Origin of the sequence: Variovorax sp. dw_954, from assembly GCF_018449755.1 — a bacterium.
Classification (GTDB): Bacteria; Pseudomonadota; Gammaproteobacteria; order Burkholderiales; family Burkholderiaceae_C; genus Variovorax.
The window spans coordinates 170,029-182,226 of sequence record NZ_JAAVVD010000011.1 but is presented as its reverse complement, the minus strand read 5'-3'; the positions used below and the strand labels follow the sequence as shown (position 1 = coordinate 182,226).

Below are 12,198 nucleotides of genomic sequence, written 5' to 3'. Positions count from 1 at the left end.
ATGGCTTTCGGAACCCAGGACGAACCCGATGAGGTGATGAACGAGATCAACATGACGCCGCTCGTCGACGTCATGCTGGTGCTCCTCATCATCTTCATCATCACCGTGCCCGTGATGAAGCACGCCGTCGCCATCGACCTGCCGCGCGCCAGCAGCGAGCGCGAGTTGACCAAGCCCGAGAACATCGTTTTCAGCATCAAGGCCGACGGCAGCTACTTCTGGAACGACCAGCCCGTCAGCGACGCCGAGCTGGAACCGCGCCTCGCTGCAGAAGCCGCGAAAGAGCCCCAGCCCGAACTGCACATCCGCGGCGACAAGGACGTCCGCTATGAGCGCGTGGCCAAGGCGATGTCTGCGGCGCGCGAGGCGGGCGTGCGCAAGATCGGCTTCATCACCGAACCCGACGCGAAGTAGTCAAGAGCCCCTCGACTGCATTTCTCGATCATTTCGATTGACAAATGTATTGCGAATCATTATCATTACCTTATCGATTCAGCAAAGGTCCTCGCCATGCAAACCACCCTGACCTCCTTTTCAGTGCTGAGCCATCCGTCGCTGGATCGGTCAGATGGCCGAGGCGTGGCGCCCGGCGAAAAACCCGTGCCGCTGGTTGAAAGCGCGGCGCTGCTGCAAGGTAACAAGACGGTGGGCATCCTGCACAACGGATCGCTGTACCGACTTCAAGCCACCAAATTGGGCAAGCTGATCCTCACCAAGTAGGGCCGGCCTGCCGCCCCGGGCAAGTTTCATCGTGGGGCGACCGAGGAGAGCAATTCTCCAAAGGTCGTTTTTTGCTAGCCAACGGTTCGCCGACTAGCCAAGCTTTTTTTCACGATGACAGCCAAATGAAAACGCCGACCATGGGGTCGGCGTTTTGCATGGCGGCAGCGAGAAATCAGAGCCCGATGGCAGCGATGCCGGCCTGGGCGACCTGCGCATCCTCATTCGACTTGACGCCGCTCACGCCCACCGCGCCGATCACCTGCCCGTCCTTGACGATGGCCACGCCGCCTTCGAGCATGGCGTGCAGCGCCGGCACGGTCAGGAAGGCAGTGCGTCCGCCGTTGATGATGTCCTCGTAGCCCTTGCTGTCGCGCCGGCCCATGGCGGCGGTGTGCGCCTTGGCGGGCGCTATGTGCGCCGACAGGGCATTGGCGCCATCGAGGCGCTGCAGCCACAGCAGATTGCCGCCGTCATCGGCAATGGCGATGGTCACCGCCCAGTTGTTCTTGAGCGCTTCCGCCTCGGCACCGGCGGCGATGGCCTTGACGTCGGCAAGTTCGAGATAGGACTTGGTCTTCATGATCGATGTATGTTGCGAAGTGAACGCTCAAGCATAACGGCGACAGGTCGGCGCGGTTTTTGCTGAGCCCCCCTTGCAGACCCCTAAAATGCGCCCAACTGCAGTCAGCAGTACCAAAGGAGCATTTCAAGATGAACGACCGCGTCACTTCCATCGACGTCGCTGCCGGCTACGGCCAGGCGCTACCGCAGGTAGAGCGACAGCGCGTGCTGCGCAATACCTATTGGCTACTGGCCCTGAGCCTCATTCCCACCGTGCTGGGCGCTTGGATCGGCGTACAGACCGGCATTACCATGCGCCTCGGTGGCGGGCTCGGGCTGATGGTCTTCCTTGCAGGCGCATTCGGCTTCATGTTCGCGATCGAAAAGACCAAGAACTCGGCCGCCGGCGTGCCGGTCCTGCTCGGCTTCACCTTCTTCATGGGCCTGATGCTCTCGCGCCTGATCGCGCAGGTGCTCGGTTTCAAGAACGGCCCGGAACTCGTCATGACGGCTTTCGGCGGCACGGCGGGCGTCTTCTTCGTGATGGCTTCCCTGGCGACGGTGATCAAGCGCGACCTTTCAGGCATGGGCAAGTTCCTGTTCGTCGGCGTGATGGTGCTGTTCATCGGCTCGATCATCAACATATTCGTTGGATCCACCGCCGGCATGCTGGCCATCTCGGTCGCCGCAATCGGCATCTTCTCGGCCTACATGCTGTATGACCTGAAGCAGATCATCGACGGCGGGGAAACCAACTACATCAGCGCAACACTCTCGCTCTACCTGGACTTGTTCAACGTGTTCCAGAGCCTGTTGGCATTGCTGGGCATCTTCGGCGGCGAACGCGACTGAATTGCGCAGGTGCCCGCGAGGTGCCTCGCTTGATCGAGCGCTCTCGGAGCGCACATGAAAAAGGGGCCATTCGGCCCCTTTTTCCATTTGCATCGCGGACTATTCGAGATCGAAGACAGCCATCGACTCGACGTGTGCCGTATGCGGGAACATGTTGATCACTCCCGCGCTGCTGCAGCGGTAGCCGCCTTGGTGCACCAGCAGACCCGCGTCGCGCGCCAGGGTGGCCGGGTTGCAACTCACATAGACGATGCGCTTCGGTGGTGTCCAGTCGCCGCGGCGTTCGGGTTGCTGGTGCAACTCGGCCACCGCCTTGGCCAGCGCGAAGGCGCCTTCGCGCGGCGGATCGACCAGCCAGCGATCGGCACGGCCATCGGCGATCAGCATTTCCGGCGTCATCTCGAAGAGGTTGCGCGAGACGAAACGGGTCGGGCTCAACGGGCGGCCGGCGGGCGCGGCAGCCTGGTTCCGCATGAAGTTCTCGTTGGCGCGCGCGACCAGCGTGTCGCTGCCCTCGATGCCCAGCACTTCGCCGGCACAGGTGGCCAGCGGCAGTGTGAAATTGCCGAGTCCGCAGAACCAGTCGATCACCCTCTCTTCGCGGCGCACGCCGAGCATGCGCAGTGCGCGCGTGACGAGCACGCGGTTGATGTGCGGGTTCACCTGAGTGAAATCGGTGGGCTTGAACGGCATGCTGATGCCGAAATCTGGCAGATCGTAAGACAGCGTCGCACCGCCTTCGTCAAGCAGCTTGACCGTTTCCGGGCCTTTGGCCTGAAGCCACCACTGGACGGCGGGATGCGCGGCCGCAAAGGCCCGCAGTCGTGCGATGTCGGCTGCGGCCAGGGGCTCGAGGTGTCTCAGCACCAGCGCGATCACACCGAGCGTCGTACCACCAGGCGCATCGCCGCAAGCCAGTTCGATCTGCGGGCAGGTCTGCCGCGCCTCCATCGAATCGATGAGGCCGCGCAGTGGCACCAGCAGGTCGCTCACTTGTTTCGGCAGCACCGGGCACTCGGTCATGTCGGCCACGTAGCTGCTCTTGCGCTCGTGGAAGCCGATCAGCACCACGCCCTTCTTGATCACGTGCCGCACCGACAGCCGCGCGCGGTAGCGGTAGTGCCACGATGGCCCTTCCAGGGGTCGCAACATGTTGTCCGGCTTGACCTTGCCGAGGTGCCACAGCGCATCTTCCAGCGCGCGCTGCTTGACGGCCACCTGGGCGGCGGCGTCGAGGTGCTGCATCTTGCAACCGCCGCATGCGCCGGCATGCAGCCCGAAATGCTGGCAGCCGGGGCGCACGCGTTGCGAAGACTCGCGCTGCAATGCGGTGAGCACGCCCTGCTCCCAGTTGTTTTTCTTGCGCAAGACCTTGATCTGCACTTCCTCGAAAGGCAATGCGCCTTCGATGAAAACCACCTTGCCATCGGACTTGTGTGCGACACCTTGCGCGTCCAGGTCGAGGGACTCGACTTGCAGCCACTCATCGGGGGACGGCGGCGCCTTCTTCTCTGCTGTTTCTGTTGTCATGCGCCGATTGTCTCAGCGCCGCATGCACTGTCATCGGCTCGACGCAGCAAGGGGGTACTGGCGCACCGCGCGGCGCCGGGTCCGTCGTCGCCTCAAAAAAGTGCGTCGCGCCCAATGCCTGCGCGCGTCAGGTGGCGGCGCATCTTGGCCAGCGCCTCGTTCTGGATCTGGCGCACGCGCTCGCGCGTGAGGCCGAGACGCACGCTCAGTACTTCGAGCGTTTCAGGCTCTCGATCATGCAAGCCGTAGCGACCTTCCAGCACCTCGCGCTCGCGGCCGCTGAGCGTCTCGATCCAGTTGTCGAGCAACCGCTCGACTTCATGCGATTGCGTCACGCCGGACGGATCAGTTGTTTCGTCATCGGAGGGAATCGTGTCAGCCAGGCTGAAACCGTCTTCGCCGCCATGCTCGCCGCCGGCGCCGAGCGAGCGCGGCGTCTCGGCCAACACCAGCAGATCGCTCACCTCCTGCACGTCACGGCCAAGCAGCGCGGCGATGTCTTCGACGCGGACGCCCTCAGGGCGACGCGCGGCAAAATCGGGATCGCCTTCGAGTGATCGCCGCGCACGCAGCACCTGCTGCAGTTCCCGCACCACGTGCACCGGCAAGCGGATCGCGCGACCCTGGTTCATCACGGCACGCTCGGTCGACTGGCGTATCCACCATGTCGCATACGTCGAAAAGCGAAAGCCACGCTCAGGCTCGAACTTGGTGATGGCGTGCATCAGCCCGAGGTTGCCCTCTTCGATGAGATCGGCAAGCGGCACCCCGCGGCCCAGGTAGCCCTTGGCGATGTTGACGACCAGCCGAAGGTTGTGCTCGATCATCGACTGGCGCGCCGAAAAGTCGCCCGCGCGGGCCGCGCACGCGGTCTGGAATTCCTCGGCGGAAGTGAAGAGCTGCGTGCGCCGGACTTCACGCAGGTAGCGCGTCAGCGAGTCGCCACCTTCAAGCCCCGGCAAGGGTTCCTGACCCGCGAGGCGCTGCGGGTCCTCGTCGCTTTGGGACTCCATCTGTTCCCTCCAAGCCAGCGGCATCCGCAGGCGTTGTGCGAGATCACATTGGCAATCCGTCGCCTCTCGCCCCTGTGCTCGACCGGGGCGGGGCGCACGTCGCTATCGAGGCGGCAGGTAGCGGGCCGGATCGACCGGCTTGCCTTGGCGGCGGATCTCGAAATGCAACTTGACGCGGTCAGTCCCGCTGTTACCCATCTCCGCGATCTTCTGGCCCTTCTGCACCGTCTGGTCTTCCTTCACCAGCAGCGTCTGGTTGTGGGCGTACGCCGTGAGGTAGGTACTGTTGTGTTTGAGAATGATCAGGTTGCCATAGGCGCGCAGGTTGGCACCCGCATACACCACCTGACCATCAGCGGCCGCAAGCACCGGCTCGCCGGCCTTGCCGGCAATGTCCAGGCCCTTGTTCTTGACCTCGTCGAAGCCAGCGACCAGGCTGCCCTGGGCCGGCCAGATCCAGCCCACGTCCTCGTCGCCCGAAGCCGCCGCCGCGGGGGCGACTGACGATGTCGTGACAGGCGGCTTGGCTGGCGCGGGCGCCGCGGCAGCCGCAGTCGCAGCGATGGCGGCGGCACTCGCGGCCCCCGTGGCCGCGACGGCAGGGGCGGCGGCCGTCGTCGTGCTGGGCACCGTCGTGGCGGCCGAGGGGATCGCTGCAACCGATGTCGGCGCTGTAGCACCACCGCCTGGTGGCGGGATGACGCGCAACACCTGGCCTACTTCGATCTGATCGGGGTTTTCAAGGTTGTTCCAGCGCGCGATGTCCTGCCAGCGCTGTCCGGTGTCCATGCCGATGCGGCGAATGGTGTCACCGGGACGCACCGCGTAGTACCCGGGCTTGCCGTAGTTCTCGATGCCAGCCAGCGGGCGACCCTGCTGGTCGACGGTCAACGGCGAGCCACCGGGGTTGGGGACAACCGGTACGGAAGCTGCTGGCGTCCTCGTCATCACGCCACGGTCCTCGACGGGCGCGGGACTGCGTGGCGTGGCACAACCCGCAATCACGAGCGTCAACCCCAGCGCAACGCCGGCGACCCAGCTCCGATTGCCAATACCCTGCATTAGTTCTTCCTTCAAGCAATTCCCGATTTTAGGGGGACAAAGTGGACCGCCTCAAGAACGCGCCGCTGCACGCCGCCGGCGGTTTTGTCGATCACGACGAGCGCTTGTCCGCCCGAGATGGCGTGTGTCGGCGCCACGATACGCCCACCCACCGCGAGTTGCGAAACCCATTCTTCCGGCACTGACTCGCCGCCCGCTGCCGCGATGATGCCTGCGTACGGCGCACCCTTGGCGTAACCGATCATGCCGTCGCCTAGCAACAGGTGCACCGTTGCAATGCGAAACGGGCGCAGATTGGCGCGCGCTTTCTCGTGCAGGCCGCGCAGGCGCTCGATGCTGTAGACCTCGCTCGCGACATGGCTCAGCACGGCAGCCTGGTAGCCGCATCCGGTGCCGATCTCCATCACGCGTCCGAGCCGATCGCTCGGCTTGCCGTTCAGGGCAGGCGCGCCCAGGAGCAGTTCGATCATGCGGGCGACGACGTTCGGCTTGGAGATGGTCTGGCCCAGGCCGATCGGAAGGCTCGTGTCCTCGTAGGCCTGGTTGACCAGCGCACTGTCAACAAAACGGTGGCGCTCGACGGAGCCCATTGCGCGCAACACGCGCGTGTCGGCGACGCCTTGCGCCGCAAGCCTTTGCACCATGCGGGCGCGCACCGCGTCCGACGCCATCGACGGCGTGCTGCTGAGAACGGCGGGCCGCACCGGCACCGCGGATGTGCGGCCTTGCGTGGCCGCGGAAGCGGTCGGCTTGAGCCGGACCGGGAAACTCGGACGCTGCGTGGCCATCAGTTCGTGAGACGGGCAACCGCGTCGCGCCAGGCGCCGAGGTTTGCGTGATCGGTCAGGTCGATCTGCAACGGCGTCAGCGCGACATGCCCAAGCGATGTGGCATGGAAGTCGGTGCCTTCGCCACTGTCCTTGGCGCTGCCGGCACCGGCGATCCAGTACATGGTTTCGCCGCGCGGACTGTCTTGCGTGATGACCTTCTCCGCCGAATGACGCCGACCGAGCCGGCAAACCCTGGTAGCCTGCAATTCGGCGAAGGGCAGGTTCGGCACGTTCACGTTCAGCAGAAAGGCAGGCCCTTCGAGCATGCGCTCGCGCTCGATCTGCAGCACCAATCGCCGAGCGACCTCGGCCGCCGCATCGATGTGCGCCCAACCCTTTTCGGTCTGCGAGAACGCTATGGCCGGGATGCCGAAGAGATACGCCTCCATCGCCGCGCCGACCGTCCCTGAATAGATGGTGTCGTCACCCATGTTGGCGCCATTGTTGATGCCCGAGACGACCAGGTCCGGCCGGTAGCCGAGCAGGCCCTTGAGCGCAATGTGGACGCAGTCCGCGGGCGTCCCGGTCACATACCGGAAGCCGTTGTGCGCAGCATGCACATAGAGCGGGGCGGCCAGCGTCAATGCGTTCGACTTGGCGCTGTTGTTGTGCTCCGGTGCGACGACCTCGACATCGGCAATGTCCTTCAGTGCGGCGTGCAGCGCGACGATGCCGGGCGCCTGGTACCCGTCGTCGTTGGAGATGAGAATTTTCATGGCGTTGATGCGGGCATTCTAGGGTTGCGTCCGGTCACGCCAGAGACATTGGGCCGAAGGAGAGCAACCGTATCATGGCCGCCCCAAGGAGACTCAACCTATGCCCCGACATTCATCACTTCGTGTATTCATTGCCCCCCAGGGGGCCGCAGCCTCCCTCGGGGCAGCCCGGCAGGAGGCCTGACATGCACGCATGGCTTTGCGAAAACCCGATCGGCGTCGATGCGCTGACCTGGAAGGAACTGCCCACACCGCAACCCGGCCCCGGCCAGGTGCTGATCGAGATCAAGGCTGCCAGCCTGAACTTCCCCGATCTGCTCATCGTCCAGAACAAGTACCAGATGAAGCCGCCCCTGCCCTTCGTGCCGGGCTCGGAATATGCCGGCGTCGTCCAGGCTGTGGGTGAAGGCGTGAGCCACCTCAAGGTTGGCCAGAACGTGGCCTGCCTGTCGGGCACCGGCGGCTTTGGCACGCACACGCTGGCGCCGGCCGCGCTATGCATGCCCTTGCCCGATGGCTTCGGCTATGTGGATGCGGCCGCTTTCATCATGATCTACGCCACTTCGTGGCATGCATTGATGGATCGGGCCCAACTCAAGGCCGGCGAGACCGTGCTGGTATTGGGCGCGGCGGGCGGCGTCGGCACGGCCGCAATACAGATTGCCAAGGCCGCCGGCGCCCGCGTGATTGCAGCGGCATCGACCGATGAGAAATGCGAACTGTGCAAGTCCATCGGCGCCGATATCACCATCAATTACACGACGCATGCCTTGCCGAACGGCTTCCGCGATGCCATCAAAGCAGCGACCGACGGCAAAGGCCCGGATGTTATTTACGATCCGGTCGGCGGCGACTTTGCCGAGCCCGCGTTCAGGTCGATCGGTTGGCGTGGCCGCTATTTGGTGGTTGGATTTGCAGCGGGCCCCATTCCCGCTCTGCCCTTGAATTTGATGCTGCTCAAGGGCGCGTCGCTGGTGGGTGTGTTCTGGGGTGACTTTGCCAAAAGGGAACCCAAGGCCAATGCGGCAATGATGGCCGAATTGGCCCAATGGTACGGTCAGGGCAAGATCAAGCCCGTGATCGACAGCACCATGCCCATGGCAGACCTCAAGGCCGCCTATGCGCACATGGGCTCACGCGGTGTCAAGGGCAAGCTGGTGATGGTGAACTGACACGGCTCACGCAGATCGCCACTCGATGGCGGTGCACCATTGAAAAAGCCCGCGATGCGGGCTTTTCTTTTGAGGCCGGGGCGTCGCTCAAATTTCGAAGTCGGAGAGTGACTTGCCGGCAGCCAGTGCTTCGGTCACCCAACGCGGCTTGCGACCACGACCACCCGACCAACCCTCGCCATTCGGACCGCGGTATTTGACGGCGGCCTTTGCGGGCGCTGCACCGGAGCGCTTGCCGGCTGCACCGCGCGTCACGAGTTTGAGATCGGCAGCGCTCAGGCCGTATTCCGCAATCTTCGCCCGGATGTCGTCGATCACCGAGGCGCGCTCTTGGTTGCGAAGCTCCTCGGCCTGCTTGCGCAATTGCGCGATCTGCTCGTCGTGCTTCTTGATCTGGGAATTGATATCGGCAAGAGAGGACATTTGGCCTGCTTTCTCTATTTTGAAAAGAAAAAATTCTAATTCAAAAAAATAACGCTTCCAACTGGCAAACGCAAAAAAACGCGCCCGTCGTGAAGACGGGCGCGTTTCAGGATGTTTTGGGGTGGCTGATGGGACTCGAACCCACGACGACCAGAATCACAATCTGAGCAGCGGAGCGAGCATCCATGCGGGTTCCAGCGGGTTCGTGGGAATTTTCGAGGGTGGAGTGGCACAGCATCCATGCGGGTTGCCGCCGTGTGGTTCCCACACGATCGGCGCCCCGACGACCACTCTATTGCCCCTTCTTTACGATGGCAATGCACCGATCGACGGCTTTGGCCTCGAGCATACGCCCCGAGGCGACCAGTCGGGCGCGGTACGCCTTCATCGCTTCAATTGCCGCCGCGCTCACTTAATGGCGTCCGCGTAGGCTTCGCAGGTTTGCCCGCGGGCGTGCGCGTCGTCAGCGAATTGCCCCAGGAGTCGAGCTCTGTCTCGAGCGCGGCCGAACAGGTCGGCAAGCAATAAGGTGGGGTCTCGGGTTGCCGTGCCTGCGGGGGCAATACCGGAATGTGCGGCGGCTCCACGGATGGCGGCGAGGAAGGCGGAAACACGCTGCTGCAACCGGCGCTCAGCAGCACCAGCGCGCTCAGCGTCAGCGCGCGCCACGTCGATCTTTTGCTGACCTGCATTCGAGACTCCTTGGACCGCAGCGGCCCAGCGTTGTTCTGTTTCGCGGCGCGAGCGCTCGGCCAGCCTGGCTGCCTCGGCGGCCGTCGCCTTGTAGTCCGCGAGGTCGGCGCGCGCCTCGGCGACGGCTTGGCGCGCGCTGTGGATCTGCAGTTCACGGGCGCCGGCCAGCGCGACGAAGCCGGCCAGCACCAGCGCCCACATCCAGCCCGGCAGAAGGTCGAGCGCGGCAGCGACGGCTTTCATTCGTCGGCCTTGGGCTTGCGCGCCTCGGGCAAGGCGAACGGATCCAGCCAGCAGCTGAACATCAGGGGCCAGAAGATCAGCAGCATCACTTGCACTCCATCACGGTGTCGAGGGCCAGCGCCAGGCGCTCCACGAGTCGATCGCTGTAGGCGCGCGCTGGGTGCACGGTGTCCATGAGGTCGTCGGCGCCGTCGAAGCGCGCAGCGCCCCAATCCGCGAAGGGCACGCCGAGCTCGCCGGCCAGCGCCTTCGCGACCGCGTTGAACTGGTCACGCCGCAGCACCGACATGGGCGTGAGGGTGCCGGGCACCTGGAACGAGTAGCCGGTGAGCACCGGCACGCGCCCCTCGGCCCGCACGTGCAGCAGCATGCCCCGCAGCGCATCGCGGAAGTCCTCGGGCGGCGTGCTGGTCCACGAGTCAATCACGCCGTTCTCGATAACGACGAAGCGCCCCGTGCGCGGGCTGGTGGCGAAGGTGTTGGCCAGCATCGCCAGCGACGTGCCCGCTACCGCGTGGTCGACGACCTTCAAGCCCGGCCGCAGAGCGTGAAGCACCACGGCGGGTGTCTCCGGCGTGCCATTGCCGGCCATGATGGAGTCGCCGTACAGGTCGACCGTGCACGCTTCAACGGAGGCCGCGGGCGCGGGCTGCGCTGGCACCGTGGGGATGAACGCGATTGAGTCGCCGCCGCCGCAGCCAACGAGCAGGATGGCCAGGCCAAGGATGAGTGCTTTCATCACTGCACCGCCTTGCACGCCGCGTTGCGCTCCAGCTGACGCGTCCAGACGCCCCAGCACCGTTGGTTTGGCTTGCCGTTGACCAGCGTGGAGCAGTCGTAGCCAGCGGCCTTGCGCCAGGCCAAGAGGTCGTCGCAGGCCCTCGCGTGGTTGCCGGCAAGGATGTCCTTGCGCATGCTCGAGCCCAGCCAGTTGGTCGTGCCGTACTGGTAGACCCAATCCATGTAGAGGTCGAATTCCTCCTGATGGAGGCTCGCGCCCTCGAGCGACTTGCGGAAGATCGCCTCTTCCTTGCTGACGTGCGCCTGCGCCTTCACCAGCGCGCGGGCCGGCGTGGTGGTGTCGCCCATCTTCACGGGCGCCCCGTTCTCGTGGAACGTGCTGCCGAAGCCCACGGTGGGCCGGTCGCCCTTCGTGGGGATGACCGCAGTGCTGGTGAAGTTCTCGTGGCTGACGATGCCAATGAAGCCCGCCGCGCTCAGCGACAGGATGGCAACGGCGATGCGTGCCTTGCTCATTCGTCGGTCTCCTGGTACTTGTGGAGGCCGACAGGCGCCGACTCGACGGCCAGCTTGCGCATGCGCGCCAGGTGCTCGGCGTGCTCACGTTGGTCGGTGCGGCGCTTGAAGTACCAGTTCACCAGCAAGCCGGCCAAGCCGAGCAGGATGCCGAAGATCACGCCGAACTCCGACGAGAAGATCCAGCTGACGACGGAAGCGCCCGCGCCGGTGTACGTGACCTTGCTGCCAGCTGCGGCAGCGGCTGCCTCGAGGGTTTCTCGCGTCATGCGAAAACCCCGCGGCTTCGGTGGCGGGTGTGGAGGTTGCCGGTTGCGGCCGGCGCCGTGGTTTGGGTGGGCATCGTAGTCCTTGTGTGGACCGCGAGCCCCGGTGTGTGCCCTGCGTTTATAGGGTTCGACCTACCTCGGACTCAAGGGGGGTCGATCACCGATCAGGTAGAGTCAGATTGAGGCGGCGTCCAAGACGCGGGTGTCTCAGAACAGCACAACGGACGAATGGAGCGGGGATGAAGGGATACGGGTCTTTGTTGATCGCGATGGCGTTTGGCTTCGTGGTCCTGGTGGTCATCGCCAGGCTCTTACCACGTGGCGGAGGTTCCAAGGAGGTTCCGCGCGCTACGTGGCCACTCACGCGAAACGAACAGGCAATGTTCTTCCGGCTGCAAGGCGCGTTGCCGGATCTCATCGTGCTTTCTCAGGTTTCCTTTGGTGCCTTGCTTACTGCCAAGTCAATGCCAGTGCGCAATACGTTCGACAGGAAACGAGCAGACTTCGTGATCTGCGAGAAGTCGTTCAAGGTCGTCGCGATCGTCGAACTGGACGACAGCAGCCACGACGGCAAAAAGGCCCGCGATGAGAAGCGCGATGCGCTGCTCACGACTGCCGGGTATCGCGTGCTGCGCTATCGGGGCATCCCCAACATTGACCGAGTGCAGGCGGACTTTGCGCCGCCCCCGCCGCCCACCACCCCGAGGCAAGAGGGGCAGATTAGGGTCGAACCCACGTGGAGCCCGCCTGCCAAAGAACCAGCGAAGAGTGCTCCAGAACTAGCCTGACCTCTGCCAGATCAGATAGCCCCCGAATGCGAGGGCCATCGCTCCAGCGACCCAGGGGGACACGGT

At 64.4% G+C, this 12,198-nt stretch carries 16 protein-coding genes; 5 read left to right on the top strand and 11 right to left on the bottom strand.

Features of this window, described 5'->3' with window-relative positions; genetic code table 11:
• Complete coding sequence (locus HB681_RS18720) at nt 1-414, top strand: biopolymer transporter ExbD (protein ID WP_213956372.1); 414 nt, start codon at nt 1-3, stop codon at nt 412-414.
• A gap of 96 nt (nt 415-510) precedes the next feature.
• Nucleotides 511-720: a hemin uptake protein HemP gene (locus tag HB681_RS18715; RefSeq protein ID WP_213956371.1), complete on the top strand. Its 210-nt coding sequence runs from the start codon at nt 511-513 to the stop codon at nt 718-720.
• A gap of 175 nt (nt 721-895) precedes the next feature.
• On the opposite strand, the gene HB681_RS18710 is transcribed toward HB681_RS18715, so the two are convergent.
• Complete coding sequence (locus HB681_RS18710) at nt 896-1,303, bottom strand: heme-binding protein (RefSeq protein WP_213956370.1); 408 nt, start codon at nt 1,301-1,303, stop codon at nt 896-898.
• A gap of 131 nt (nt 1,304-1,434) precedes the next feature.
• Here HB681_RS18710 and HB681_RS18705 point away from each other — a divergent pair, with 131 nt between their 5' ends.
• On the top strand, nt 1,435-2,136 hold the full coding sequence (locus HB681_RS18705) for a Bax inhibitor-1/YccA family protein (protein WP_213956369.1): 702 nt from the start codon (nt 1,435-1,437) through the stop codon (nt 2,134-2,136).
• 99 nt (nt 2,137-2,235) lie between these two features.
• Here HB681_RS18705 and rlmD read toward each other — a convergent pair whose 3' ends face one another.
• The 5 genes from rlmD to surE all read right to left on the bottom strand — a co-directional run bounded on the left by rlmD (nt 2,236) and on the right by surE (nt 7,287).
• Nucleotides 2,236-3,666: a 23S rRNA (uracil(1939)-C(5))-methyltransferase RlmD gene (gene rlmD, locus HB681_RS18700; protein WP_213956368.1), complete on the bottom strand. Its 1,431-nt coding sequence runs from the start codon at nt 3,664-3,666 to the stop codon at nt 2,236-2,238.
• A gap of 92 nt (nt 3,667-3,758) precedes the next feature.
• Entirely contained in the window at nt 3,759-4,679 is a 921-nt protein-coding gene (locus HB681_RS18695) for a sigma-70 family RNA polymerase sigma factor (RefSeq protein WP_256354071.1), read from the bottom strand.
• A gap of 102 nt (nt 4,680-4,781) precedes the next feature.
• Nucleotides 4,782-5,741 carry a peptidoglycan DD-metalloendopeptidase family protein gene (locus HB681_RS18690; RefSeq protein ID WP_213956366.1) on the bottom strand — a complete coding sequence of 320 codons (960 nt, stop codon included), beginning with the start codon at nt 5,739-5,741 and terminating at the stop codon, nt 4,782-4,784.
• Nucleotides 5,742-5,752: 11 nt separating this feature from the next.
• Nucleotides 5,753-6,529: a protein-L-isoaspartate(D-aspartate) O-methyltransferase gene (locus HB681_RS18685; RefSeq protein ID WP_213956365.1), complete on the bottom strand. Its 777-nt coding sequence runs from the start codon at nt 6,527-6,529 to the stop codon at nt 5,753-5,755.
• Nucleotides 6,529-7,287 carry a 5'/3'-nucleotidase SurE gene (gene surE, locus HB681_RS18680; RefSeq protein WP_213956364.1) on the bottom strand — a complete coding sequence of 253 codons (759 nt, stop codon included), beginning with the start codon at nt 7,285-7,287 and terminating at the stop codon, nt 6,529-6,531. Before surE ends, HB681_RS18685 begins: the two co-directional genes overlap by 1 nt.
• 185 nt (nt 7,288-7,472) lie before the next feature.
• Here surE and HB681_RS18675 point away from each other — a divergent pair, with 185 nt between their 5' ends.
• A complete protein-coding gene (locus HB681_RS18675; protein WP_213956363.1) occupies nt 7,473-8,459 on the top strand; it encodes an NADPH:quinone oxidoreductase family protein in 987 nt (328 codons plus the stop codon).
• Between the two features lie 87 nt (nt 8,460-8,546).
• On the opposite strand, the gene HB681_RS18670 is transcribed toward HB681_RS18675, so the two are convergent.
• From HB681_RS18670 to HB681_RS18650, 5 genes are all read right to left on the bottom strand, one after another.
• A complete protein-coding gene (locus HB681_RS18670) occupies nt 8,547-8,882 on the bottom strand; it encodes an H-NS histone family protein (RefSeq protein ID WP_213956362.1) in 336 nt (111 codons plus the stop codon).
• 408 nt (nt 8,883-9,290) lie between these two features.
• Nucleotides 9,291-9,818 (bottom strand): DUF2514 family protein, encoded by a 528-nt coding sequence (locus tag HB681_RS18665; protein WP_213956361.1) that lies wholly within the window; start codon nt 9,816-9,818, stop codon nt 9,291-9,293.
• Between the two features lie 85 nt (nt 9,819-9,903).
• Nucleotides 9,904-10,557, bottom strand: a complete 654-nt coding sequence (locus HB681_RS18660) for an SGNH/GDSL hydrolase family protein (RefSeq protein ID WP_213956360.1) — start codon at nt 10,555-10,557, stop codon at nt 9,904-9,906.
• Entirely contained in the window at nt 10,557-11,075 is a 519-nt protein-coding gene (locus HB681_RS18655) for a glycoside hydrolase family protein (RefSeq protein WP_213956359.1), read from the bottom strand. The genes HB681_RS18660 and HB681_RS18655 overlap by 1 nt, the downstream gene beginning before the upstream one ends.
• Complete coding sequence (locus HB681_RS18650; protein WP_213956358.1) at nt 11,072-11,344, bottom strand: holin; 273 nt, start codon at nt 11,342-11,344, stop codon at nt 11,072-11,074. Before HB681_RS18650 ends, HB681_RS18655 begins: the two co-directional genes overlap by 4 nt.
• Before the next feature lie 239 nt (nt 11,345-11,583).
• Here HB681_RS18650 and HB681_RS18645 point away from each other — a divergent pair, with 239 nt between their 5' ends.
• Nucleotides 11,584-12,132 carry a DUF2726 domain-containing protein gene (locus tag HB681_RS18645; RefSeq protein ID WP_213956357.1) on the top strand — a complete coding sequence of 183 codons (549 nt, stop codon included), beginning with the start codon at nt 11,584-11,586 and terminating at the stop codon, nt 12,130-12,132.
• Nucleotides 12,133-12,198: the final 66 nt, after the last annotated feature.

Bases quoted from the DNA above. Each gene is read 5' to 3' on its own strand.
- HB681_RS18720 (WP_213956372.1), top strand. From the start codon at position 1: ATGGCTTTCGGAACCCAGGACGAACCCGATGAGGTGATGAACGAGATC.
- HB681_RS18715 (WP_213956371.1), top strand. From the start codon at position 511: ATGCAAACCACCCTGACCTCCTTTTCAGTGCTGAGCCATCCGTCGCTG.
- HB681_RS18710 (WP_213956370.1), bottom strand. From the start codon at position 1,303: ATGAAGACCAAGTCCTATCTCGAACTTGCCGACGTCAAGGCCATCGCC.
- HB681_RS18705 (WP_213956369.1), top strand. From the start codon at position 1,435: ATGAACGACCGCGTCACTTCCATCGACGTCGCTGCCGGCTACGGCCAG.
- rlmD (WP_213956368.1), bottom strand. From the start codon at position 3,666: ATGACAACAGAAACAGCAGAGAAGAAGGCGCCGCCGTCCCCCGATGAG.
- HB681_RS18695 (WP_256354071.1), bottom strand. From the start codon at position 4,679: ATGGAGTCCCAAAGCGACGAGGACCCGCAGCGCCTCGCGGGTCAGGAA.
- HB681_RS18690 (WP_213956366.1), bottom strand. From the start codon at position 5,741: ATGCAGGGTATTGGCAATCGGAGCTGGGTCGCCGGCGTTGCGCTGGGG.
- HB681_RS18685 (WP_213956365.1), bottom strand. From the start codon at position 6,529: ATGGCCACGCAGCGTCCGAGTTTCCCGGTCCGGCTCAAGCCGACCGCT.
- surE (WP_213956364.1), bottom strand. From the start codon at position 7,287: ATGAAAATTCTCATCTCCAACGACGACGGGTACCAGGCGCCCGGCATC.
- HB681_RS18675 (WP_213956363.1), top strand. From the start codon at position 7,473: ATGCACGCATGGCTTTGCGAAAACCCGATCGGCGTCGATGCGCTGACC.
- HB681_RS18670 (WP_213956362.1), bottom strand. From the start codon at position 8,882: ATGTCCTCTCTTGCCGATATCAATTCCCAGATCAAGAAGCACGACGAG.
- HB681_RS18665 (WP_213956361.1), bottom strand. From the start codon at position 9,818: ATGAAAGCCGTCGCTGCCGCGCTCGACCTTCTGCCGGGCTGGATGTGG.
- HB681_RS18660 (WP_213956360.1), bottom strand. From the start codon at position 10,557: ATGAAAGCACTCATCCTTGGCCTGGCCATCCTGCTCGTTGGCTGCGGC.
- HB681_RS18655 (WP_213956359.1), bottom strand. From the start codon at position 11,075: ATGAGCAAGGCACGCATCGCCGTTGCCATCCTGTCGCTGAGCGCGGCG.
- HB681_RS18650 (WP_213956358.1), bottom strand. From the start codon at position 11,344: ATGACGCGAGAAACCCTCGAGGCAGCCGCTGCCGCAGCTGGCAGCAAG.
- HB681_RS18645 (WP_213956357.1), top strand. From the start codon at position 11,584: ATGAAGGGATACGGGTCTTTGTTGATCGCGATGGCGTTTGGCTTCGTG.